The organism is Bacillus sp. 179-C3.3 HS, assembly GCF_047229225.1.
GTDB lineage: Bacteria > Bacillota > Bacilli > Bacillales > Bacillaceae > Bacillus.
On record NZ_JBFEFT010000010.1, the window covers coordinates 45,416 to 68,947 of the forward strand.

The 23,532-nt window shown below is 44.0% G+C and carries 22 protein-coding genes and 1 riboswitch; of the genes, 20 read left to right on the forward strand and 2 right to left on the reverse strand.

Annotated features, from left to right (window positions below; genetic code table 11):
* Positions 1 to 41: 41 nt before the first annotated feature.
* The 15 genes from AB1K80_RS08460 (at position 42) to ablB (ending at position 15,116) form a co-directional block, all read left to right on the forward strand.
* The gene (locus tag AB1K80_RS08460) at positions 42 to 596 is read left to right on the forward strand and encodes a DUF2179 domain-containing protein (RefSeq protein ID WP_412856176.1); all 555 of its coding nucleotides are present in this window, start codon (positions 42 to 44) and stop codon (positions 594 to 596) included.
* Positions 593 to 793, forward strand: coding sequence for an NETI motif-containing protein (locus AB1K80_RS08465; RefSeq protein WP_412856177.1), 201 nt, complete (start codon positions 593 to 595; stop codon positions 791 to 793). The genes AB1K80_RS08460 and AB1K80_RS08465 overlap by 4 nt, the downstream gene beginning before the upstream one ends.
* A gap of 79 nt (positions 794 to 872) precedes the next feature.
* A riboswitch (purine riboswitch) is annotated at positions 873 to 974 on the forward strand.
* Positions 975 to 1,151: 177 nt separating this feature from the next.
* Positions 1,152 to 1,640, forward strand: coding sequence for a 5-(carboxyamino)imidazole ribonucleotide mutase (purE, locus tag AB1K80_RS08470; RefSeq protein ID WP_412856178.1), 489 nt, complete (start codon positions 1,152 to 1,154; stop codon positions 1,638 to 1,640).
* Positions 1,633 to 2,775: a 5-(carboxyamino)imidazole ribonucleotide synthase gene (purK, locus tag AB1K80_RS08475; RefSeq protein ID WP_412856179.1), complete on the forward strand. Its 1,143-nt coding sequence runs from the start codon at positions 1,633 to 1,635 to the stop codon at positions 2,773 to 2,775. The genes purE and purK overlap by 8 nt, the downstream gene beginning before the upstream one ends.
* Entirely contained in the window at positions 2,772 to 4,067 is a 1,296-nt protein-coding gene (gene purB / locus AB1K80_RS08480) for an adenylosuccinate lyase (RefSeq protein ID WP_412856180.1), read from the forward strand. Before purK ends, purB begins: the two co-directional genes overlap by 4 nt.
* Before the next feature lie 72 nt (positions 4,068 to 4,139).
* Positions 4,140 to 4,862 (forward strand): phosphoribosylaminoimidazolesuccinocarboxamide synthase, encoded by a 723-nt coding sequence (gene purC / locus AB1K80_RS08485; protein ID WP_412856181.1) that lies wholly within the window; start codon positions 4,140 to 4,142, stop codon positions 4,860 to 4,862.
* A complete protein-coding gene (purS, locus tag AB1K80_RS08490; RefSeq protein WP_412856182.1) occupies positions 4,855 to 5,109 on the forward strand; it encodes a phosphoribosylformylglycinamidine synthase subunit PurS in 255 nt (84 codons plus the stop codon). Before purC ends, purS begins: the two co-directional genes overlap by 8 nt.
* Positions 5,106 to 5,789 (forward strand): phosphoribosylformylglycinamidine synthase subunit PurQ, encoded by a 684-nt coding sequence (gene purQ, locus AB1K80_RS08495; RefSeq protein WP_412856183.1) that lies wholly within the window; start codon positions 5,106 to 5,108, stop codon positions 5,787 to 5,789. The genes purS and purQ overlap by 4 nt, the downstream gene beginning before the upstream one ends.
* Positions 5,773 to 8,004: a phosphoribosylformylglycinamidine synthase subunit PurL gene (gene purL, locus AB1K80_RS08500; protein WP_412856184.1), complete on the forward strand. Its 2,232-nt coding sequence runs from the start codon at positions 5,773 to 5,775 to the stop codon at positions 8,002 to 8,004. Before purQ ends, purL begins: the two co-directional genes overlap by 17 nt.
* Entirely contained in the window at positions 7,980 to 9,410 is a 1,431-nt protein-coding gene (purF, locus tag AB1K80_RS08505) for an amidophosphoribosyltransferase (protein ID WP_412856185.1), read from the forward strand. Before purL ends, purF begins: the two co-directional genes overlap by 25 nt.
* 96 nt (positions 9,411 to 9,506) lie before the next feature.
* Positions 9,507 to 10,547, forward strand: a complete 1,041-nt coding sequence (gene purM / locus AB1K80_RS08510; protein ID WP_412856186.1) for a phosphoribosylformylglycinamidine cyclo-ligase — start codon at positions 9,507 to 9,509, stop codon at positions 10,545 to 10,547.
* Positions 10,544 to 11,113, forward strand: coding sequence for a phosphoribosylglycinamide formyltransferase (gene purN / locus AB1K80_RS08515; protein WP_412856187.1), 570 nt, complete (start codon positions 10,544 to 10,546; stop codon positions 11,111 to 11,113). Before purM ends, purN begins: the two co-directional genes overlap by 4 nt.
* A gap of 15 nt (positions 11,114 to 11,128) precedes the next feature.
* Positions 11,129 to 12,667 carry a bifunctional phosphoribosylaminoimidazolecarboxamide formyltransferase/IMP cyclohydrolase gene (gene purH, locus AB1K80_RS08520; protein WP_412856188.1) on the forward strand — a complete coding sequence of 513 codons (1,539 nt, stop codon included), beginning with the start codon at positions 11,129 to 11,131 and terminating at the stop codon, positions 12,665 to 12,667.
* Between the two features lie 12 nt (positions 12,668 to 12,679).
* Entirely contained in the window at positions 12,680 to 13,954 is a 1,275-nt protein-coding gene (purD, locus tag AB1K80_RS08525; RefSeq protein ID WP_412856189.1) for a phosphoribosylamine--glycine ligase, read from the forward strand.
* A 316-nt stretch (positions 13,955 to 14,270) separates the two neighbouring features.
* Positions 14,271 to 15,116, forward strand: a complete 846-nt coding sequence (gene ablB / locus AB1K80_RS08530; protein ID WP_412856190.1) for a putative beta-lysine N-acetyltransferase — start codon at positions 14,271 to 14,273, stop codon at positions 15,114 to 15,116.
* Here the strand turns inward: ablB and AB1K80_RS08535 are convergent.
* Positions 15,111 to 16,769 carry a PucR family transcriptional regulator gene (locus AB1K80_RS08535; protein ID WP_412856191.1) on the reverse strand — a complete coding sequence of 553 codons (1,659 nt, stop codon included), beginning with the start codon at positions 16,767 to 16,769 and terminating at the stop codon, positions 15,111 to 15,113. The genes ablB and AB1K80_RS08535 overlap by 6 nt on opposite strands.
* Positions 16,770 to 16,960: 191 nt before the next feature.
* On the opposite strand from AB1K80_RS08535, the gene AB1K80_RS08540 reads away from it, so the two are divergent.
* From AB1K80_RS08540 to AB1K80_RS08555, 4 genes are read left to right on the forward strand one after another with little or no spacing between them, the layout of a single operon-like run.
* The gene (locus AB1K80_RS08540; protein WP_412856192.1) at positions 16,961 to 18,325 is read left to right on the forward strand and encodes an aspartate aminotransferase family protein; all 1,365 of its coding nucleotides are present in this window, start codon (positions 16,961 to 16,963) and stop codon (positions 18,323 to 18,325) included.
* Positions 18,326 to 18,338: 13 nt separating this feature from the next.
* On the forward strand, positions 18,339 to 19,025 hold the full coding sequence (locus AB1K80_RS08545; RefSeq protein WP_412856193.1) for a CoA transferase subunit A: 687 nt from the start codon (positions 18,339 to 18,341) through the stop codon (positions 19,023 to 19,025).
* Positions 19,001 to 19,666: a 3-oxoacid CoA-transferase subunit B gene (locus AB1K80_RS08550; protein ID WP_412856194.1), complete on the forward strand. Its 666-nt coding sequence runs from the start codon at positions 19,001 to 19,003 to the stop codon at positions 19,664 to 19,666. The genes AB1K80_RS08545 and AB1K80_RS08550 overlap by 25 nt, the downstream gene beginning before the upstream one ends.
* A gap of 5 nt (positions 19,667 to 19,671) precedes the next feature.
* Positions 19,672 to 20,943, forward strand: coding sequence for a peptidase (locus AB1K80_RS08555; RefSeq protein WP_412856195.1), 1,272 nt, complete (start codon positions 19,672 to 19,674; stop codon positions 20,941 to 20,943).
* Positions 20,944 to 20,975: 32 nt separating this feature from the next.
* Here AB1K80_RS08555 and AB1K80_RS08560 read toward each other — a convergent pair whose 3' ends face one another.
* Positions 20,976 to 21,197 carry a DUF2892 domain-containing protein gene (locus AB1K80_RS08560; RefSeq protein ID WP_412856196.1) on the reverse strand — a complete coding sequence of 74 codons (222 nt, stop codon included), beginning with the start codon at positions 21,195 to 21,197 and terminating at the stop codon, positions 20,976 to 20,978.
* Positions 21,198 to 21,320: 123 nt separating this feature from the next.
* Here AB1K80_RS08560 and AB1K80_RS08565 point away from each other — a divergent pair, with 123 nt between their 5' ends.
* The gene (locus AB1K80_RS08565) at positions 21,321 to 23,063 is read left to right on the forward strand and encodes an adenine deaminase C-terminal domain-containing protein (RefSeq protein WP_412856197.1); all 1,743 of its coding nucleotides are present in this window, start codon (positions 21,321 to 21,323) and stop codon (positions 23,061 to 23,063) included.
* Positions 23,064 to 23,532: the final 469 nt, after the last annotated feature.

The following is a 23,532-nucleotide window of genomic DNA, read 5'->3' on the forward strand; positions in this document are numbered from 1 at the left end:
TGGGGTGCTTTATTTGATTTTAAGTGCAGGGGGTACTAAACGTGGTTCAACAACTTTTATCCAATGCGTTCATCATGGTTTTGATTATTTTAGTGATTAACATTGTGTATGTCTCTTTTTCTACGATGCGATTGATTTTAACAATGAAAGGTAGACGGTATGCAGCAGCATTTGCTGGAACAGTCGAAATGCTTATTTATGTGATTGGGTTAAGTATTGTACTGGATAACTTAGATCAAGTACAAAATGTCATTGCATACGCACTTGGTTATGGGATCGGGATCATTGTCGGCATGAAAATTGAAGAGAAGCTGGCACTTGGTTACATAACCGTGAATGTGATAACAAAGGAATTGGATCTTGATCTCCCGAGACAGTTGAGGGAAAAAGGATACGGTGTCACCAACTGGGTAGTAGGCGGTCTTGAAGGAGATCGGTCAGCAATGCAAATTTTAACACCGAGAAAATATGAACTACAACTATATGAAACGATTAAAACGCTTGATTCAAAAGCATTTATCATCTCATATGAGCCTAAAACGATTCATGGTGGCTTCTGGGTAAAGGCTGTGAAGAAAAGGAGAATTAAAGAATGACCGCAAAACCAAAGAAGAAAAAATTTTATGTAGAAGACGATATGACGATTGATCAAGTGTTGGCTCAGATGGAAGAAGAAGGGTATTCGCCCGTCCGCCGAATGGAGGAGCCGATTTTTCAGGAAAAGAAGGAAAATGGGTCGATTCAGATCATTCCATTTGGAAAAAAAATCGTATTCGAAGGAAGGTTAGTCTAAATCCGAACATTAAAACGACGACTTCATAGATTGTTCGATAAATCCGTTGACATCATGAACATCCGTTGTTAAGATAAACATGAAATCAAAACACGAGCCTCATATAATCTTGGGAATATGGCCCATAAGTTTCTACCCAGTTACCGTAAATGACTGGACTATGCAGGATAGTGAACAAAACTGACATGGCGTTATAAAAGCGAACAGCGCTTACCATGGCCCGGTTTGTGTTGCTTCCTAACAATGCAATACAAATCGGGTCTTTTTGTTCGGCGTTTGACAAGCTACTTAGGTTTGGGAAGCGTGTCAAACGATTCAAAATCGAATCTCAGTTTAAAAGTTTAAAGGTGGGGACAATATGAAGCCGCTTGTGGGTGTCATTATGGGAAGTACATCTGATTGGGAAACAATGAAAAATGCATGCGACATCTTAGAGGAACTAGACGTTCCGTATGAAAAACAGGTAGTATCCGCACATCGGACACCTGATTTGATGTTTGATTATGCGAGCACAGCAAGAGATAAAGGGCTAAAGGTCATTATTGCTGGCGCTGGAGGCGCAGCACATTTACCGGGGATGGTCGCAGCGAAAACGACACTTCCGGTCATTGGCGTGCCTGTTCAATCAAAGGCACTTAATGGACTTGATTCCTTATTATCAATCGTTCAAATGCCAGGCGGTGTACCTGTTGCCACAGTAGCAATAGGAAAGGCCGGTGCAACGAACGCAGGATTACTTGCAGCACAAATGATCTCAGCATTTGATGAAAAGCTCGCGACTCGTCTAGAGGAGAGAAGAGAGCAGACAAAACAGACTGTATTAGAAAGCAGTGATCAGCTTGACTAAAAAGACCATTTTTCCAAAGGCAACCATCGGTATCATCGGTGGAGGACAGCTAGGCAGATATATGGCCGTGAGCGCAAAGCAAATGGGGTATCAAGTCGCTGTCGTCGATCCAGTCACACAATCACCATGTGGACAGGTTGCCGATACGGAAATTACAGCAGCCTATAGTGACCTTGAGGCGATTCGGAAGCTAGCAGAACGAAGCGATGTTGTCACATATGAGTTTGAAAATATTGATTATGATGCGCTAAATCAGTTGAAGGAAGAGGCGTACTTGCCGCAAGGAAGTGAACTTCTTCTATTAACCCAAAATCGAGAAACAGAGAAAAAGGGAATTGTAGATGCTGGCTGTGAAGTAGCCCCTTATCGAATCATTCACGATCAAAAGGAGTTAATCGAGGCAGTTCATGAGCTTGGATTACCTGCTGTATTGAAAACATGTAGAGGCGGCTACGATGGAAAAGGACAGTACGTCATAAAAGAGCAAGGTCAGCTTGATGAAGCAGCTGCATTGCTCACACACGGTACGTGTATTTTAGAGAGCTGGGTGCCATTTCAAATGGAGCTTTCAGTCATCGTGACCCGATCTGTTCATGGGGAAATTGCCGTATTTCCAGTAGCAGAAAACATTCATAAAAACAATATTTTATTCCAAAGCATTGTGCCTGCTAGGGTGGATGCTGGCATTCAAGATAAAGCGAAGGAGCTGGCAACGACACTTGCTGAAAAGCTCGGATTAGTCGGCACGCTTGCTGTTGAATTGTTCCTGACAAATGAAGGAGAGCTGCTCGTCAATGAGCTTGCACCTCGCCCGCACAATTCGGGTCATTATACACTCGACTTATGTGAAACAAGTCAGTTTGAACAGCATATTCGCGCCATTTGCGGTTTACCGCTTGGTGGCACAGCCCTTTTATCAGAAGGAATGATGGTCAACTTATTAGGCGACGAATTGTTCATCCCAGAGGAGCAACCCGAACTTTTGAAGGAAGCGAAGCTTTATGTATACGGAAAGCATGAAGTGAAAGCTGGGCGCAAAATGGGTCATATGACGTTTATGAAAAAGCTCGACGATGAATGGATGACAAACATCACAAACATATGGACTGAAAGAGATGGAGGAAACGGGAAATGATCGAACGTTACGCACGACCAGAAATGTCAGCAATCTGGACAGAAGAAAACAAATTTAACGCATGGCTTGAAGTGGAAATTCTTGCTTGTGAGGCTTGGGCAGAGCTTGGCATCATCCCGAAAGAAGATGTGGTCACGATGCGAAAAAATGCAAGCTTTGATATTGATCGTATTTTGGAGATTGAACAAGACACACGTCACGACGTTGTTGCATTTACGCGTGCTGTATCTGAGTCTCTAGGAGACGAGAGAAAGTGGGTTCATTACGGCTTAACATCGACAGACGTGGTGGATACGGCGCTTTCATATCTATTAAAACAGGCGAACGATATCTTACTCAAGGATATTGAGAGATTTGTTGACATCCTAAAAGAAAAAGCAAAAGAGCACAAATATACTGTCATGATGGGCCGTACACACGGTGTACACGCTGAACCGACAACATTTGGGCTGAAGCTTGCTCTTTGGTACGAAGAAATGAAGCGTAACTTAGAACGTTTTAAACAAGCGAAAGCTGGCATCGAGTACGGGAAAATTTCTGGTGCTGTTGGAACGTATGCGAACATTGACCCGTTTGTTGAGCAATATGTCTGTGAGAAACTTGGCATCAAAGCTGCACCCATTTCAACCCAAACCTTGCAGCGTGATCGTCATGCAGACTACATGGCAACTCTTGCATTAGTGGCAACAAGCATTGAAAAATTCGCAGTGGAAATTCGTGGACTGCAAAAGAGTGAAACACGCGAAGTGGAAGAATTTTTCGCAAAGGGACAAAAAGGATCGTCCGCAATGCCGCATAAACGTAACCCAATCGGCTCTGAAAATATGACGGGGATTGCGCGTGTGATTCGAGGATATATGCTGACAGCCTATGAGAATGTACCGCTTTGGCATGAACGTGATATTTCTCATTCATCTGCTGAACGCATCATTTTACCAGATGCAACGATTGCCCTGAACTATATGCTAAATCGTTTTTCTAATATCGTGAAAAACTTGACGGTCTTCCCAGAGAATATGAAACGCAACATGGATCGCACACTCGGTCTGATTTACTCACAGCGTGTCCTTCTTGCGCTCATTGATACTGGTATGGCACGTGAAGAAGCGTATGATACGGTTCAGCCAAAGGCGATGGAAGCGTGGGAAAAGCAAGTCCCATTCCGTACATTAGTAGAAGCGGAAGAGAAAATTACATCACGCTTAACACCTGAACAAATCGCTGACTGCTTCGATTACAACTATCATCTGAAAAATGTCGATATGATTTTCGAACGTCTAGGTCTTGTGTAAGAACTGGGATGCCTGCTCGTCAGGCGCCCAATCCTGAAAATTGCCAACATTCAAACTAGGAGGCCAATCTGAATGACTGTGAAACAAGAACTTCTCTATGAAGGCAAAGCAAAAAGAATCTATCAGACCGATGACGAGCATATTGTATACGTCGAATATAAAGATTCAGCAACAGCATTTAATGGTGAAAAGAAAGCGGAAATTGAGGGGAAAGGCAGACTGAATAACGAAATTTCTAGCTTAATCTTTCAGTTGTTGCATGAAAAAGGGATCAATAATCACTTTGTGAAACGCATCTCAGAAACAGATCAACTGATTCAAAAGGTGCAAATCATTCCACTTGAAGTGGTTGTGCGTAACGTTGTAGCAGGCAGCATGTCGAAGCGTCTTGGCATTCCAGAGGGAACAAAGCTGGACACACCGCTGATCGAATTTTACTACAAGGATGATGCACTGGGTGACCCGCTTATTACAGAAGACCATATTCGCATATTAGATGCAGCAACCCCCGAGCAGGTGGAGGAAATCAAACAAATCACAAGACGAGTGAATGAAGAATTAAAGCAAATCTTTTCAGCATGTCATGTAAATTTAATTGATTTCAAACTTGAATTCGGAATAGATCACGAGAATCGTATTTTGCTAGCTGATGAGATTTCACCTGATACGTGCAGGCTATGGGATAAGGATACGAACGAAAAGCTTGATAAAGACGTGTTCAGACGAAACCTGGGCGGCTTAACAAATGCATACGAAGAAATTTTCAAAAGACTTGGAGGCCATAAACATGTATAAAGTGAAAATTTTTGTCAGCTTAAAAGAGAGTGTTCTTGATCCACAAGGAAGTGCCGTGCAACACGCTTTACACAGCATGTCTTATCAGGAAGTAAAGGATGTCCGAATCGGGAAATACATGGAGGTTGTGATTGAAAAATCAGAGCGTGATTTAGACACAGTTGTCAAAGAAATGTGTGAAAAACTACTTGCCAATACAGTCATTGAAGATTACCGCTATGAGGTGGAGGAGGTTGTCGCACAGTGAAGTTTGCAGTGATCGTCTTACCTGGTTCTAACTGTGATATCGATATGTATCATGCGATTCAAGATGAGCTAGGTGAACAAGTTGAATATGTATGGCACGAGGAAACAAGTCTTGACGGGTTTGACGGTGTACTTGTACCAGGCGGTTTCTCTTATGGAGATTACTTAAGATGCGGTGCGATTGCTCGCTTTTCAAATATCATGCCTGCTGTGAAGAAGGCAGCGAAGGAAGGAAAGCCTGTTCTTGGCGTTTGTAACGGGTTCCAAATCCTTCAGGAGCTTGGCATTCTACCAGGTGCGATGAGACGAAATAAAGACCTGAAATTTATCTGTCGTCCAGTTGAACTCATTGTGGAGAACAACGAAACGCAATTTACAAGCGGTTATCAAAAAGGCGAATCGATTACAATACCTGTCGCACATGGTGAAGGCAACTTCTACTGTGATGAAGAGACATTAGCAGAGCTGATTGCACATAACCAAATTGCCTTCACTTATGGAGACGATATTAACGGCAGTGTGAATCGGATCGCAGGTGTAACGAATGTGCAAGGTAACGTACTCGGCATGATGCCGCACCCTGAGCGCGCGGTTGATTCATTACTAGGCAGCGCAGACGGACTTAAATTGTTTCAATCTATCGTGAAAAATTGGAGGGACACTCATGTCACTACTGCTTGAACCAAGTCACAAGCAAATTAAAGAAGAGAAATTGTATGAGCAAATGGGATTGAGTGACGAAGAATTCGCTTTAATCGAATCCATTATTGGCAGGCTGCCGAACTACACAGAAACGGGAATCTTTTCCGTGATGTGGTCAGAACATTGTAGTTATAAAAATTCAAAGCCTGTTTTAAGCAAATTCCCGACAAAAGGAGAACATGTTCTTCAAGGACCTGGGGAAGGCGCTGGGATTGTTGATATTGGAGACAACCAAGCGGTTGTATTTAAAATCGAATCACATAACCATCCATCTGCAATTGAACCATATCAAGGAGCGGCAACAGGAGTCGGCGGGATTATCCGTGATGTGTTCTCCATGGGTGCGCGTCCAATTGCAGTATTAAACTCTCTTCGTTTTGGTGAACTGACTTCACCGCGTGTGAAGTACTTGTTTGAAGAAGTAGTGGCAGGGATTGCTGGCTATGGAAACTGTATTGGCATTCCAACTGTTGGCGGAGAGGTACACTTTGATAAAAGCTATGAAGGCAATCCGCTCGTCAACGCAATGTGTGTCGGCTTAATCAATCATGAGGACATTAAAAAGGGGCAGGCCAAGGGCGTCGGCAATACGGTGATGTACGTTGGTGCTAAAACAGGTCGTGACGGTATTCATGGTGCAACCTTTGCCTCTGAAGAATTTTCTGATGAATCTGAAGAAAAGCGTTCAGCGGTTCAAGTGGGCGATCCTTTTATGGAAAAACTATTGCTTGAAGCGTGCCTAGAAGTCATCAAAAATGATGCACTTGTTGGGATTCAAGATATGGGTGCGGCTGGCTTAACAAGCTCAAGTGCGGAAATGGCAAGTAAAGCAGGTTCAGGGATTGAGATGAATCTAGACCTCATCCCGCAGCGTGAAACAGGCATGTCAGCATACGAAATGATGCTATCTGAATCACAAGAAAGAATGCTGTTGGTCATTGAAAAAGGCCGTGAGCAAGAAATCATTGATATCTTTGAAAAATATGATCTTGAAGCTGTATCAGTCGGTCATGTAACAGACGATAAAATGCTTCGTTTAATCCATCAAGGTGAAGTGGTTTGTGAGCTTCCTGTTGATGCACTAGCAGAAGAAGCGCCAGTTTATCACAAGCCATCAAGTGAGCCTGCTTACTATCGTGAGTTCTTAGAAACGAAAGTAGAAGCACCTGAAATCACTGATGCAGCACATACGTTAAAGCAGCTTCTTCAACAACCAACGATTGCAAGTAAAGAATGGGTCTATGATCAATATGACTACATGGTTCGGACAAATACAGTCGTTGCACCAGGCTCTGATGCGGGTGTTTTGAGAATTCGCGGAACGAAAAAGGCTCTTGCGATGACAACAGATTGTAACGCACGCTATCTTTACCTTGATCCAGAGGTTGGTGGAAAAATTGCAGTCGCAGAAGCAGCACGTAACGTTGTCTGCTCAGGTGCTCGTCCACTTGCAGTAACAGATAACCTCAACTTTGGAAACCCGGAGAAACCAGAAATTTTCTGGCAAATTGAAAAGTCTGCTGATGGTATTAGCGAAGCTTGCCGCACATTAAGCACGCCGGTAATCGGTGGAAACGTCTCTTTATATAACGAATCAAATGGAACAGCGATTTACCCAACACCAGTCATTGGAATGGTTGGTTTGATTGAAGATACAGCTCATATTACGACGCAATCGTTCAAGCAGGCAGGCGATGTGATTTTCGTCATTGGTGAAACGAAGGAAGAATTTGCAGGTAGTGAGCTTCAAAAAATGACAGAAGGCCGTATTTACGGAAAAGCACCAGAAATTGATTTGGATGTAGAGCTCGCGCGTCAAGAAGCCCTTCTAGCCGCGATTCAAAACGGACTTGTTCAATCCGCACATGATGTATCTGAAGGCGGTCTTGGAGTAGCCCTAGCTGAGAGTACGTTTGGCACGGACGGTCTTGGTGCAGATATCCAGATCGATCTAAACAGCGAAGCGTCATTATTCAGTGAATCACAGTCACGTTTTGTCGTCACAGTGACACCGGAAAATCGCGAAGCATTTGCGGCGGCTGTGAAAGATGCGAAAGAAGTTGGAACGGTTACACATGATGGCGTATTTGCTGTCAAAAATCAAACTGGTCAACAATGGATTCAAGCATCGGTCAATGAGCTTGAAAGCGCATGGAAAGGGGCGATCCCATGCTTGCTGAAATCAGAGGCTTAAATGAAGAGTGTGGTGTCTTTGGGGTTTGGGGACACAATGAAGCCCCTCAAATCACCTATTACGGATTGCATAGCCTCCAGCACCGAGGGCAAGAAGGTGCGGGGATCATTGCAACAGACGGTGAAAACATGACATCACATAAAGGCCTTGGACTGGTGACGGAAGTCTTTCAAAACGGTGAGCTAAAGGATTTGAAGGGGAAAAGTGCCATCGGACACGTTCGTTATGCGACATCAGGCGGAGGCGGCTTTGAAAATGTGCAGCCCCTCTTCTTCCGTTCGCAAAATAACGGCAGTCTGGCGCTTGCCCACAACGGGAACTTAGTGAATGCCTCACAATTAAAGCAGCAGCTTGAAAACCAAGGAAGCATTTTTCAAACATCTTCTGACACAGAGGTGCTTGCCCACTTAATTAAGCGAAGCGGGTATCTTGATTTAAAGGATCAGATCAAAAATGCCCTTTCCATGCTCAAAGGTGCTTATGCCTTCTTGATTATGACGGAAAAAGAAATGATTGTGGCGCTTGACCCGAACGGCTTACGCCCACTTTCACTTGGTATGCTTGGTGACGCATATGTCATCGCATCAGAAACATGTGCATTTGACGTAGTAGGTGCAACGTACTTAAGAGATGTAGAGCCTGGTGAAATGCTGATTATTAATGACGAAGGGCTCAAATCTGAACGCTTCTCAATGAACATTAATCGTAGCATGTGTAGCATGGAATATATTTATTTCTCAAGACCAGATAGCAACATCAATGGCATCAATGTGCATAGTGCGAGAAAGAATCTTGGTAAAAAACTTGCAGAAGAAGCCCATGTAGAAGCTGATGTTGTCACAGGGGTACCAGATTCCAGTATTTCCGCAGCGATTGGGTATGCCGAAGCAACTGGTATTCCGTATGAGCTTGGTTTAATCAAAAACCGGTACGTCGGAAGGACATTTATTCAGCCGTCTCAATCGTTACGTGAGCAAGGCGTGCGAATGAAGCTGTCTGCTGTGCGCGGGGTAGTTGAAGGAAAACGTGTCGTGATGGTCGATGATTCGATCGTACGCGGGACAACGAGCCGCCGTATTGTCAAGATGCTCAGAGAAGCCGGTGCAACAGAAGTGCATGTCCGCATTAGTTCACCGCCAATCGCTCATCCGTGTTTTTATGGCATTGATACATCTACACACGAAGAGCTCATTGCTTCTTCTCATTCAGTAGAGGAAATTAGACAGGAAATCGGTGCAGACTCGATTGCATTTTTATCAGTAGATGGTTTAATGGACGGGATTGGCAGAAAGTACGATGATCCACAGCGTGGCCAATGCTTGGCATGCTTTACTGGAAAATATCCGACTGAAATTTATGAAGACACTGTCCTTCCACATGTAAAGGAAACAGTCATGACGAAATAACCGAATAACGGAGCAGCAGTCAAGATGGTTTGATGTGCTGCTCTTTCATTCTGTCTTAAATAAACGGACGAGAAGCAGACCAAAGGAGTGAAGAGGATGTCTGAAGCATATAAAAACGCCGGGGTTGACATCGAGGCAGGGTACGAAGCAGTCAAACGAATGAAAACACACGTGGAGCGTACAAAGAGAGCTGGAGTCATGGGTGCTCTCGGTGGATTTGGCGGGATGTTTGATTTATCTGAGCTGCCATACAAAAAGCCAGTTCTTATCTCAGGAACGGATGGGGTTGGCACGAAATTAAAGCTCGCTTTTTTAATGGATCAACACGATACAATCGGCGTAGATGCTGTCGCTATGTGTGTGAACGATGTGCTTGCACAAGGGGCAGAACCGCTCTTTTTCTTAGATTACTTAGCCGTTGGAAAAGCAGATCCTTTGAAAATCGAGTCGATCGTAAAAGGTGTGGCTGACGGATGCGAGCAATCCGGTTCGGCCCTTGTCGGCGGAGAGACAGCAGAAATGCCAGGGCTTTATACAGAAGAAGAATATGACATTGCTGGTTTTTCTGTAGGTGTTGTTGAAAAGGATGAAATCGTGACAGGAGAAAACATCCAAGAGGGACATTTGCTCATTGGACTTAGTTCAAGCGGGATACATAGCAATGGCTATTCACTTGTCCGCAAAGTATTGCTTGAAGACGCTGGTCTTGACCTTCATAAAACATATGAACCTTTTACAAGACCACTTGGAGAAGAGCTGCTAGAACCGACGAAAATTTATGTGAAGCCCGTTCTCAAACAAGTAAAAGCTGGTAAAGTTGATGGCATGGCACACGTGACAGGCGGCGGCTTCATTGAGAATTTACCGCGTATGCTTCCTGAAGGTCTTGGTGTTGAAATTGATAACGGCTCTTGGCCAGTACCGCCTATTTTCTCTTTCATTCAAGAAAAGGGACAATTGAAGGCAGAGGACATGTTTAATGTCTTTAATATGGGCATCGGCTTTGTTTTAGCAGTGAAAGAGGATCATTTAGTTGAAGTGATCAACGGACTTGAACAAGATGGTGAGAAAGCATTTCTCATTGGGCGTGTTCAAAAAGGAGAAGGCGTCACATTCGGCGGTGGCAGCCTCTCATGAAGAAGTTTGCGATCTTCGCCTCTGGAAGCGGGACGAATTTTCAAGCGATCATTGATACGTTAAAAGAAGAACAGTGGCAGGCACAGGCTGCCATTGTGATATGTGATAAGCCGGGTGCGAAGGTGCTGGAGCGTGCTGAGAAAGAGGGCATTCCCTCTTTTACATTTACACCGAAGGCTTTCTCGAGTAAAGCTGCTTTTGAACAAACCATCATAGAACAGCTTAGGCTGCATGAGGTGGAATGGATTTTCCTCGCTGGTTATATGAGACTCATTGGTCCAACATTACTTGACGCATTCAGAGGGAAAATCGTGAATATCCACCCATCCTTACTACCGGCATTTCCAGGGCTTGATGCCATTGGGCAAGCGTACCAAGCAGGTGTGAAAGTGGCCGGAATCACCGTCCACTTTGTCGATGAAGGGATGGATACCGGACCGATTATTGACCAAGCTGCGATTCAAATAGAACAAGGCGAAGACCTTGAATCGATTGAAAAAAGAATGCACGAACTAGAACATACACTATATCCAAAAGTGATCAAATCACTTTTAGAATTATCTTAATGAGGTGACAAAGGCATGACGATCAAACGCGCACTAATCAGTGTTTCCGATAAAACTAATATTGTACCTTTTGTGAAAGAATTGACAGAACTTGGCGTTGAAGTGATTTCAACTGGAGGTACACACAAGCTTCTTCAAGAGAACGGCATTGATGTCATTGGAATTTCAGAAGTGACTGGATTCCCTGAAATCATGGACGGACGACTCAAAACGCTTCATCCTAACATTCATGGTGGACTATTGGCAGTGAGAGAAAATGATGTGCATATGGCACAGATTGAAAAGCACGGTATTCAGCCAATTGATCTTGTTGTCGTGAATCTCTATCCATTCAAAGAGACGATCTCAAAAGATGATGTGACGTATGAAGAAGCGATTGAAAACATTGATATTGGCGGACCGGGGATGCTTCGTGCTGCATCGAAAAACCATCAAGACGTCACGGTGATTGTTGACCCGAGTGATTATGATGCAGTCATTCAGCAAATCAAAGAAGGCGGCGTGTCGCTAGAGAAGAAACGTGAGCTTGCAGCAAAGGTATTCCGTCACACAGCTGCTTATGATGCCCTCATCGCTGATTATCTAACAAACTATGTTGGCGAAACGGAGCCAGAACAGTTCACAGTGACATTTGAGAAAAAACAATCCCTTCGTTATGGAGAAAACCCGCATCAAGCGGCTACGTTCTATCAGAATGCACTGCCAAGTAAAGGCTCTTTGGCAACTGCTACACAATTACATGGGAAGGAACTTTCCTATAACAATATCAAAGATGCGGATGCCGCTCTTCAAATTGTGCGTGAATTTACTGAACCGGCTGCTGTTGCTGTGAAGCACATGAACCCATGTGGTGTTGGTACAGGCGCAACCATTGCAGAAGCATTTGATCGTGCATTTAAAGCAGATGAAACCTCTATTTTCGGCGGCATTGTTGCGCTAAACCGTGAAGTAGACAAAGCAACGGCAGACGTCCTCCATACGATTTTCTTAGAAATCGTCATTGCACCATCGTTTAGCCAAGAAGCACTTGATGTGCTTACAGCCAAAAAGAACCTTCGTCTCTTAACACTTGATGTCGATGCGGATCTTGAGAAAAAAGAAAAGCAGCTAACAAGTGTTCATGGCGGATTACTCGTACAGGATATTGACACATACGGCTTAGATGAAGCAACGATTTCTATCCCAACGAAAAGAGAGCCGTCAGAGGACGAATGGAAAGACTTAAAGCTCGCGTGGAAAGTCGTCAAGCATGTGAAATCAAATGCGATCGTTCTTGCAAAGGATGAAATGACAGTAGGTATCGGTGCTGGCCAGATGAACCGTGTTGGCTCGGCTAACATTGCCATTGAACAAGCGAGTGAAAAGGCGAAAGGCAGCGCGCTAGGCTCTGATGCTTTCTTCCCAATGGGCGATACAGTGGAAGCTGCGGCAAAGGCAGGCGTCACCGCGATCATTCAACCAGGCGGATCGATTCGTGATGAGGAATCGATTCAAAAGGCAGATGAATACGGCATTGCTATGGTCTTCACTGGCGTTAGACATTTCAAACATTAAGGGGATGACAGTGTGAACGTATTAATTATCGGCAGAGGCGGAAGAGAGCATACCATCGCATGGAAAGTGAATCAAAGTGAGCTTGTCAGCCAAGTATTTGTTGCACCCGGTAATGATGGAATGACAGGCGTCGCTCGTCTTGTACCTATCGATGAAGGCAATCATGCAGAACTGATTCGTTTTGCAAAAGAAAACGATATTGGCTTAACAATCGTTGGTCCTGAAGTTCCATTGATTGCAGGTGTTGTCGATGCTTTTGAAGAAGCAGGTCTAAAAGTCTTTGGACCAAATGCAAAGGCGGCGATCATCGAAGGGTCAAAGGAATTTGCAAAGGATTTAATGAAAAAATATGACATTCCTACAGCCGCTTATGCAAGCTTTACATCGTTTGCAGAAGCGAAGGCATATGTGGAAGAAAAGGGCGCTCCGATTGTCATTAAAGCAGATGGTCTCGCAGCAGGAAAAGGCGTGACAGTGGCAATGACACTTGAAGAAGCAGTTGATTGCTTGCATGACTTTTTAGAGGATGAAAAGTTTGGCGATGCGAGTGCATCTGTTGTCATCGAGGAATTTTTAACAGGGGAAGAATTTTCACTCATGGCCTTTGTGAATGGAGAAAAGGTATATCCAATGGTGATCGCTCAAGATCACAAACGAGCATTTGAAGATGATAAAGGGCCAAACACTGGCGGTATGGGCGCTTATTCTCCGGTTCCACACATCTCAGAAGAAGTGGTGCAAAAAGCGGTCGAAGAAGTCGTGAAGCCGGCAGCCCGTGCAATGGTGCAGGAAGGGCGCTCATTTACAGGCATTTTATATGCGGGCTTAATGCTGACACCAGAAGGCTCAAAGGTCATTGAGTTTAATGCACGCTTTGGCGATCCTGAAACGCAAGTGGTGCTTCCTCGTCTAGAATCGGATGTAGTTCAAGTCTTCCTCGACATGCTAGATGGACAAGATGTGGACTTACAGTGGAAAGATACAGCCGCTGTCAGTGTGGTTCTTGCATCAGAGGGATACCCAGAAGACTACGCAAAAGGCACGCCAATCGGTGATTTGCAAACAACGGTTTCTGATGTGGTGACATTCCATGCAGGAACAAAAAGAGAAAACGATCAATTCGTCACAAATGGCGGACGTGTTGCGAATGTGACCGCATTTGATGACACATTTGAAGCCGCAAGATCCCGAGTATATCAAGCGGTTGAAGAAATCATGCAACCAGGCTTATTTTATCGCCGCGACATTGGTGCCCGTGCGCTGAAGGCTGCGGAGAAATCGATTTAATCAAAACACCTTTCTATCTGATGAGATGGAAAGGTGTTTTTTTGCTTCTTTTGATCATGAGAAGGGATGCCGATCAAATATAAAGAAGTAGTATGTGATCACGAATAGATTGGGAGGAAACATGGAAATCACGGCATTTATGATCGATGCAATCTTTTATTTCTAGTCGTTTCAAATCAAATGATGCGTGTAGCAATCAAGCAAAACAAATTCAAAAAAGGTTCAGCCATTCGTTATAGGATCATTTCAACTTCTTCTGGTACATTTTCCTTTTGGACGTTCTTCATTAGCTGAATCATAGGAGAGGAATGAGTGTATGGTGCAATTGAAGGAACTTGCGAACGAGCGTTTTTCTGCCTTGATCTGTATAGATCCATTTAATCAGCGAATTCGTTTGGATGATTATAGTGGACATGTGCGAGGTGTCATTCAGTCAGTTCTTCAGGAAGCAGCCGACTGTAAGGCGACGAAGGTCATTGTGAAAGTAAGGCGAGAGCATATGCCTCTTTTTTTAGAAAAGGGGTTCCGGCTTGAAGGTGTGTTTTCTCATTATTTTTTAGGAAGTGATGCGTACGGAATGTCGCTTTTTCTCACAGAAGATCGGATGAACAGCCCGTACTGGTTAAAGGAAGATGAAATGGTTGCATCGATTCAAGCGAAGCCGATTAAAAAAGAGCCTGGTATGTGGCAGGATCATTATGTGATGAGGAAAGCTGATGGAAAGGATGTTCACAAGTTAGCGCAGCTCTATGATGCCGTCTTTGAGACGTATCCAACTCCTATGAACGAGGCGGATTATATCGAAAAGGTGATGGAGGAAGGGACTGTATTTTATGTCGTCGAACATGACAGTCATATCGTAAGTGCAGCATCTGCTGAGGTCAATGTGACGTATGGGAATGCAGAACTAACCGATTGTGCAACCCTTCCCTCTTATAGAAAACTAGGATTCATGCATCATTTAATTGTCGCACTTGAAAAAGAGCTTCAATCTATGCAGATCTATGTCTTTTATTCGCTTGCGCGAGCGTTGTCTTATGGGATGAATCAAGTATTCTATCAACTGGGCTATACGTATACAGGGCGTTTCCAAAACAACTGTTATATTTTTGACAAAATAGAAGATATGAATCTATGGGTGAAAACGCCGAATGAATCATGAGATGGTTCTCATCTGATCAAGGAGACCAGAGAGGCGGTAAGCCATGATACTTAGCTGTAGCTTCATCCGATCGTCAGTAGATTTGAGGCTGCAGCCTGTTCTCGTTTCAATTTGTTTCAGCCGATAGCTTAACGTATGCCGGTGGATAAACAACTCTCCGGCAGATTTTTGAATGTTTTCATTGTGGGCCAAATACACTTCGAGTGTATGGATGAGATCAGCCCCTTGTTTTTTTGTATAAAGTAACGGGCTTAACAGCTCTACGTAAAAATCGTGCAAATTCATGCCAGCCTCGTTCATTTCAAGAAGCATACCGTATAAGCCGAGCTTCTGATAATGTATGATGCTTTCATCTGTCTTTAGAAGAGGAAGAAGCCTTGCTGCATACTGGGCTTCTTTTGCACTTTTTGAAAATAGGCTGATCTGGTCATAGGCCTTGCCAATACCAATGATAATCGGGTGAAGGGGGAAAAAATAAGACCAAGTACTCCGGCACTCCTCTAATGCGTCATACCATGTTGTTTCTTGAAATGGTTTCTTCCCAGCCGGTGTCAGGACATAGATGGAATCGAGCCTTGCTTTGAGTAAGAAAGGAATCTGTCTCCGTTCAAATATTGATGTGAGTAATTGTGAAAGGCGTTGCACCATTTGATGATCGAGTTGTGTGTGCTGGTGTTGAAATTGAACATACATCACGACCTGCTCATCGCTTATATCATATTGGAGCTTTGTCGCTTGTTCGATGACATAGCTTTCTTCTGTATAATGCTGCTGCACAATGTCATCTAGCAGGTGCCCTTGTAGTTGATTTTCTGTCTCTTGGATGGCTTTTTGTTTCAGCCATTCAATCGCAAATACTGCCCCGGCGTGCTCGATGGCAATCGCGTCGAGATGATGCCATTCTTCTTTTTTCTTTAAAGACACAATAAACCCAAAAATATCACCCATTGCAATCACAGGACATGCCGCAAGTACAAACGCATCGCATGTATCATAGACGAGTCGCCCTTTTTCTTCCGCCTGTTTCAGAAGGGATGTCGTCTCAATCGGTTCACGATCCGTCAGAAAGCTTCCGGCAGGAGAATACGTCACATCATCATTCAAAAGACGAGCGGCTGTTTGATGTAGAAACACATCTAGAACCACGATATTTGCCGAAGTTAAAAGCGCCAGTTCATCCGTAATTTGTGTCACATTTTTATTGCTTACATTTAAATGGGTAAGTCTTTGATGAATGGCCGCTGAGTATTTCAGTTGGTGGAGTTGACTGCTGACGATTTGCTCTAATAAAGCTTTCGTAATGTCTGAGAAATTGACATGTGCAGGAATCTCGATGAGCGGAATGCCACTGTGATTGGCTGCCTGTATGAGGGACGGGGGAATCTCCGTTAAGTACACCCCTTTATAAATCGCAATCGCCGATAGACGATGAGATTGGATCAATTGCACAAGCCATTCTCGTCTATCCTCATCCTCGGCAAGCCCGAAACCCGTGGTGACAAGTAACTCACCTTCAGAAAGTCTAGATATGTCTTCAATAATTTCCACAATGGTTACCCACTGAATCAGTCGATCTAGTCCGTTTTCTCCAGCAAGCAGTTTTGTTTCCTTCATGGCATCGAGCGAGAGTGCCTCTTTCACGAGAATCGCCATAGACTCTTGACCTCCTTTTGAACACAGTTATACACGATGTATAAAAAATGCATGCGAAATTCGGGCATGTGGCGAATGGAGGATGACAGCCCTCTTGATTAAGCTAATCTTATACCAAGTATACAAAATTTTCTTGCGATTCATGTAAAAAGAAACGGACAGCTGCTGACGAGAGAGGGAGGAATGACAGAGTGGAGATCCGGGATTACTTAATCAAACCGATGTTGAATCATAATTATCCTGTGGCTGTGAAAGGAGAGGGGATTTACTTATATGATCGGGACGGAAAAAGATATATAGACGGTTCATCTGGTGCTGTTACCGCAAGTATTGGACATGGCATACAAGAGATTATTGATGCCATGACAGAGCAAGCGAAAAAGGTGAGCTTTACGTACAGGTCGCAATTTACAAATGAACCAGCAGAAGAACTTGCCTATGAATTAAGTACACTTTGTCCAGGGAATCTGAATTGGTCATTTTTTGTGGGAAGCGGGTCAGAGGCAACGGAGACTGCGATGAAAATAGCGATTCAGCATTGGCAGGAGCAAGGAAAGACCGAAAAGAATCACATCATCTCAAGGAGGATGAGTTATCATGGCATCACACTCGGGGCACTATCAATGTCAGGCCATATTGCAAGACGAGAGCGATTTGAACCATTGCTTGAAAAACACCCAGTCCTTTCTCCACCATATGTTTATCGCTCATGGTTGCCAAAAGAAGAGCACAAGCAGGTGGAATGGTATGTACAGGAATTAAAAACCGTTATACAGCGTATAGGAAAAGAGAGGATTGCTGCTTTTATTGCAGAGCCAATCGTCGGAGCGGCGGGGGCGGCACTTGTGCCACCAGACGGATATTTTGAAGCGATGAAACGTGTCTGTGAGGAAAATGACATTTTACTCATTGCAGATGAAGTTATGACAGGCTTTGGGCGAACTGGGAAAATGTTTGCCATGGAGCATTGGGGCGTTGTACCAGATATTATGGTTCTCGGAAAAGGCATGAGTGCTGGGTATTCACCGATCGCAGCCACGGTATCAGCAGATCACGTGATCGACCCTATTCTCAAGGGATCAGGCGTGGTCATGGCAGGTCATACGTACAGTGCGAATCCGCTCTCGGCAGCTGTCTCGCTGGCAGTGATTCGATATATGAAAAAACATCAGTTGCCTGACCGGGCTGATCTGTCAGGTCGATATTTAATGAATGCTTTAAAAGAAGTGCAAGCCAACAGCTCGATCATTGGAGATGTAAGAGGGAAGGGGCTGTTAATCGGCATCGAATTTGTGGCTGACCGATTATCTAAAACCCCATTCCCTGCCCATGCACAAATGACTCATTTGGTCGTTGAGACGGCAAAGCAAAATGGATTGCTCGTTTATCCAGCAAGCGCAGGAGAGGATGGAGTGGGAGGAGCCGCCGTGATGATTGCGCCACCGCTATCCATTACGCAGCAAGAAATGGATGAACTCATTGATTTATTCAGGCAGACGATGGCGCAGGTCGAACAAGAAATAATCAATCAAGGGTTTTTCCCATCTGCCATGTAGGGGAGGAGAGAGCATGAACAAAACAGCGAGCTTTGACGACGTGATCACGCGTTTGCAGGATGGGATGACCATCATGTTTGGCGGATTTGGCGGAGTGGGATCCCCACCATCTTTGATCGAAGCCATCCTAGAAGCAAATATCAAAGACCTGACATTAATCGGGAACGATGCAGGGTTCCCGCAAATTGGGGTGGGTCCTCTCATCACAGAAGGGCGAGTGAAGAAAATCATCGCTTCCCATATTGGCTCAAATCCGGTAGCAGGACAGAAAATGCAAGAAGGTACACTAGATGTTTGTTTTTACCCACAGGGCATTTTGGCAGAAAAAATAAGGGCTGGGGGAATGGGGCTAGCTGGGATTGTGACAGATGTTGGGATGGACAGTATCAATTTAGACGAAAAGCAATTGGTGACAATAAACGGACAGGAATATATCCTTGAACCTTCACTGACGGCAGATGTGTCTATCGTCAATGCACGAAAAGCGGACGAAGCAGGAAATCTTGTCTTTGATAAAAGCGCACGGAATACAAACCCCATTGTGGCGATGGCAGGAGATTGGACCATTGCAGAGGTAGAAGAGGTTGTGCCGATTGGTGGGCTTCATCCAGAAGAAATTGTGACACCTGGCGTATTTGTAAACCAAATCGTCCAATCAAAAGGAGTGAACTGGACATGGGCATGGGAGACATCGATGTAAGGCACCGCATTGCAAAAAGAGCGGCGCAGGAAATTGAAGATGGCATGATTGTGAACCTTGGAATCGGAATTCCGACACTTGCGGCAGAATATATCCCTGCCCATTACCATGTGTGGTTACACGCTGAAAATGGCATTATGGGAGCGGGCGCCTCTCCTAAACAAGGAGAGGAAGATCCGAATTTGTGCAATGCAGGCGGTTTTCCGATTACGCTAAAGAAGGGCGGCTCCTATATGGACAGCACCACTGCATTTGGTATCATTCGAAAAGGAATGCTGGATATGACCATTTTAGGCGCACTTGAAGTAAGCAGTCACGGTGACCTTGCGAACTGGATTGTGCCAGGCAAACGAGTACCCGGTATGGGTGGGGCGATTGAGTTAGCGCAAAAAGCCAAAAAAGTGGTGGTGGTGATGAGCCATCTCGATAAGCATGGACAGTCAAAGATAAAATCAGCGTGTACCTTACCATTAACAGCCCCATCATGTGTGGATCTCATTATTACGGATATGGCAGTCATTGAGGTGAAGTCTCAGTTGTTAATCTTGCGTGAAGTCATGCCTCCGTTTCAGCCGGAAGACGTCATAAGGGCGACAGACGCTCCGTTAATGTTAGCGCCTGATGTCAAATCTGTTGTATAGAAAGGATGACCAACATGCAGCACACTCGGATGAAAAAATGGATGAGGGAACATCAGGAGGAGGCCATTAAGCTTCTCCAACAAATGGTGCAATGTGAGAGCACACAAGGAAATGAAAAAGGTGTACAGCAACTTGTGGCGGATCAACTTTCTGCAATTGGGTTTGATATAGACGTATGGGATATCGGCGATGATGATTTGCTAGAGCACCCTTATTTTTACTCACCTCGGCGTTCGTTTAAGGAGAGTCCGAATGTTGCTGGAAGATTAAAAGGTACAGGGGGTGGCAAATCGATTTTATTAAATGGTCATGTCGATGTTGTACCTGCAGGAGATTTGAAGCAATGGACATATCCGCCCTATAGTGGGCATATCATCAATGGGAGACTATATGGACGCGGGGCAACAGATATGAAAGGTGGAAACGTCTCTTTACTCTTCGCACTGATGGCGATTCGTGCTCTTCAAATACCGCTGAAAGGAGATGTGGTGTTTCATAGTGTAGTCGAAGAGGAGAGCGGAGGAGCAGGGACGCTTGCGGCGATACTCAAGGGGTATACGGCTGATGCAGCGATCATTCCAGAACCAAGTCACATGAAAATCTTTCCGATTCAACAAGGATCAAAATGGTTTAGGCTGCATATAAAAGGGCGGGCTGCACATGGCGGAACAAGATACCACGGCGTATCCGCAATTGAAAAGAGCACATTGGTTCTTTCACATATCGCGGCACTTGAAGAGGAGCGAAATAGACGTGTCACAGACCCGCTTTTCAACAACATACCTATTCCGATTCCGATCAATATCGGGAAAATTCAGGGCGGTGATTGGCCATCCTCTGTAGCAGACCTTGTCACAATGGAAGGAAGACTTGGGGTGATGCCGGGTGAGACTGTGATGCAAGCAGAAAAAGAATTAGAGCAATGGATGTCAAAACTTGCTGAAAAGGATGAGTGGTTTAAAGACCATCCGGTGGAGGTCGAATGGTTTGGTGCGAGATGGCTGCCAGGTTCCATTGATTCTCATCACCCGCTTCTAGAAATATTAAAAGCACAATACGAAGACGTTTTACAAAAGAAACCAAAGGTTGAAGCCGCTCCTTGGGGGACAGATGGCGGTTTGCTATCTCAAGCAGCCAATATCCCGGTCATTGTATTTGGGCCTGGAACAACAGAGCTTGCCCATTACCCAAATGAATCCATTGACATAGCACATGTGATAGAAGCAGCCGAAATTATCGCAGGCACAATCGTGAAATGGTGCGAAGTGGCAACGTGATGACAAAAACAAGGCATAAAAAGAAGGCTTGCTCACTCAGCCTTCTCTTTCTGTGTGCTCTGCTGTTCGCACATATACGTCACTGGACAAAAACGAAGAATACCAGAAGCCATCTTCATTCCACCAAGCATGATGGAAAATAGCATCATTTTACACCACGGTTTTCTTGTATAAATAGATCCAGCCACAGTACATATCGTCATGCCACATGCAATTCTGATCAGCGCTTCCATTAAGCCTATATTAGGTTTCATCATCTTGCACCTCCTTTTTAAATTATTTAAAGTATAAATTCAATAAATTGTAACGATTGAGTAATGCGTAACAAGGTTCCTTATGTTACGATAGGGCTAATACAAATGAAGGAGAGTATGTGAATGTCCGAACGTACTTTTAATTGGAGAAACAATGACATCCGCACACAAATCGATGTAGTCGACTCAAAAATCGTGCCAACACTCCTTTTAACGAATGGACTTGTGCTAAACCCGTTTCTGAGGCAATGGGTGAAGGCAAATATTTGGATACATGATGATCGAATTGTTTATGTCGGAGCAGAGCTTCCTCAAAATAAATTAGCAAAACGTGTCATTGATTGTGAAGGAAAATACATTGTGCCTGGTTATATCGAACCTCATGCACATCCGTTCCATATTTATAATCCCCAATCACTTGCAGAATATGTGTCCCAATTTGGCACGACAACAATGGTCTGTGATAACTTATTTCTACTCTTGCAAAGCAACAAAAAGAAAGCGCTTTCGACTCTTTGTGAGCTTAAAAAGCAGCCATTTCAATATTTCTGGTGGTCACGGTATGACCTTCAAACAGAAGTGCGATATGAAGATGAGATGCTTCCAGTGAACTATCGAAAGGAATGGATTGATCACCCTGACGTTATTCAAGGCGGAGAATTAACAAGCTGGCCAAGGTTGATGGATGGTGATGATCTCATTTTATATTGCATGCAAGAAACGAAAAAGCAGAGAAAACGAATTGAAGGTCATTTCCCTGGCGCTTCTGAGAAAACGCTAACAAAAATGAAGCTGTTTGGAGCAGACAGTGATCATGAAGCAATGAATGCAGATGATGTGCTAAAACGCTTGTCACTTGGCTACTATGTGTCATTGCGTCATTCTTCCATTCGACCTGATTTGGTCACCATCTTAAGAGAACTGCATGAGCGTGACTTTAGGCAGTATGACCACTTTTTCTATACAACAGATGGAGCTGCTCCTCATTTTTATGAGGAAGGCATGATCAATCGTTTGATTTCACTTGCACTTGAAGAAGGTGTACCTATCATCGACGCGTATAATATGGCGACATTTAACATTGCGAAATACTATCAAATGGACGATTTATTAGGCGTAGTCGGACCTGGAAGACTCGCATCTGTGAACATTTTAGATGATCCGGCGAACCCAAATCCTGAGACGGTGATATCCAAAGGCGTTCTTTTGAAATTAGAAGGTGAACATCAGCATCAATTTCAAGAAACGAAATGGGAAAATGGTGGACTTGTGCCGTTAGACTTAGGCTACGATTTAACGATGAGCGATTTGCAATTCTCTATGCCACTTGGTGTTAAAATGAGAAATGCCGTGATTATGGAGCCTTATACAGTGGAGATTGATAACTCTGTGAACCAGCTATCGTGTGATCATGACCAAAGCTTCTTTAGCCTCATTGACAGAAAAGGCGAGTGGCGTGTGAATACGATGCTAAAAGGATTTGCTAACAAGGTGCAAGGCTTTGTGAGTTCTTTTTCAACAACTGGTGATATTCTAGTCATTGGAAAAAATAAAGAAGATATGATGCTGGCGCATAAGCGTATGAAAGAAATTGGTGGCGGAATTGTGCTTGCCGAAAACGGAAAAATTCTACATGAAATCCCACTCCAATTGGCTGGATGTGCATCGGCTGAACCGTTTGAAACAGTTCTAAGGCAGGAACAAACATTACGTGAATTGCTCATTGAGCGGGGTTATCCATTCGATTGTCCTATTGATACGCTCGTCTTTTTCCAAAGTACACACTTGCCGTATATTCGAGTGACACCAAGGGGAATATTTGATGTCATGAAAAAAACTGTACTCTTTCCGTCTATAATGCGTTAAAATATAACAGAGTGGGGTAGCACCTATCCTTTCTATTGTAATAGGTGAGGTGAGACCGTTTTCCACAGATGTTAATAGAGCAAAGGGCTTTGATATGACAAACGACGTGCCCTATTGTAAAATGAATCGGTCGGCCATGCTGACCAATCAAACATAAGTAAATGAATGATTGGCAAGACGGGGCATATGTGTGATGTCTCGTCTTGTTTTCAACACATACTGTATTTAGGGCAAATCCAACTCAAGCAGAAGTCTCCTGATATCGGAAGCAAACAAGTTTGTTAGATGATCGCACAAGGAATATGACAAAACTTGTCGAATTTGTTTACGATAAAGAAGCTTCGGCTTACGAAAGAACCTGACAACCTGTCAGGATTCATTCAAAGTTCATTGCTGAGATTGAAAAAATAGTCAGGAAAGATACCGCTTTCTTCAATGTGAGTTTTGAGCGGTGTGTGAATAGTAAAGG

What these genes read in the sequence shown, in the direction of transcription:
- purF (WP_412856185.1), top strand. Translation starts at nt 7,980, where the DNA reads ATGCTTGCTGAAATCAGAGGCTTAAATGAAGAGTGTGGTGTCTTTGGG.
- purC (WP_412856181.1), top strand. Translation starts at nt 4,140, where the DNA reads ATGACTGTGAAACAAGAACTTCTCTATGAAGGCAAAGCAAAAAGAATC.
- purM (WP_412856186.1), top strand. Translation starts at nt 9,507, where the DNA reads ATGTCTGAAGCATATAAAAACGCCGGGGTTGACATCGAGGCAGGGTAC.
- AB1K80_RS08545 (WP_412856193.1), top strand. Translation starts at nt 18,339, where the DNA reads ATGAACAAAACAGCGAGCTTTGACGACGTGATCACGCGTTTGCAGGAT.
- purH (WP_412856188.1), top strand. Translation starts at nt 11,129, where the DNA reads ATGACGATCAAACGCGCACTAATCAGTGTTTCCGATAAAACTAATATT.
- purB (WP_412856180.1), top strand. Translation starts at nt 2,772, where the DNA reads ATGATCGAACGTTACGCACGACCAGAAATGTCAGCAATCTGGACAGAA.
- purN (WP_412856187.1), top strand. Translation starts at nt 10,544, where the DNA reads ATGAAGAAGTTTGCGATCTTCGCCTCTGGAAGCGGGACGAATTTTCAA.
- purS (WP_412856182.1), top strand. Translation starts at nt 4,855, where the DNA reads ATGTATAAAGTGAAAATTTTTGTCAGCTTAAAAGAGAGTGTTCTTGAT.
- AB1K80_RS08565 (WP_412856197.1), top strand. Translation starts at nt 21,321, where the DNA reads ATGTCCGAACGTACTTTTAATTGGAGAAACAATGACATCCGCACACAA.
- AB1K80_RS08555 (WP_412856195.1), top strand. Translation starts at nt 19,672, where the DNA reads ATGACCAACATGCAGCACACTCGGATGAAAAAATGGATGAGGGAACAT.
- purE (WP_412856178.1), top strand. Translation starts at nt 1,152, where the DNA reads ATGAAGCCGCTTGTGGGTGTCATTATGGGAAGTACATCTGATTGGGAA.
- AB1K80_RS08550 (WP_412856194.1), top strand. Translation starts at nt 19,001, where the DNA reads ATGGGCATGGGAGACATCGATGTAAGGCACCGCATTGCAAAAAGAGCG.
- purL (WP_412856184.1), top strand. Translation starts at nt 5,773, where the DNA reads ATGTCACTACTGCTTGAACCAAGTCACAAGCAAATTAAAGAAGAGAAA.
- ablB (WP_412856190.1), top strand. Translation starts at nt 14,271, where the DNA reads ATGGTGCAATTGAAGGAACTTGCGAACGAGCGTTTTTCTGCCTTGATC.
- AB1K80_RS08560 (WP_412856196.1), bottom strand. Translation starts at nt 21,197, where the DNA reads ATGAAACCTAATATAGGCTTAATGGAAGCGCTGATCAGAATTGCATGT.
- AB1K80_RS08465 (WP_412856177.1), top strand. Translation starts at nt 593, where the DNA reads ATGACCGCAAAACCAAAGAAGAAAAAATTTTATGTAGAAGACGATATG.
- AB1K80_RS08535 (WP_412856191.1), bottom strand. Translation starts at nt 16,769, where the DNA reads ATGGCGATTCTCGTGAAAGAGGCACTCTCGCTCGATGCCATGAAGGAA.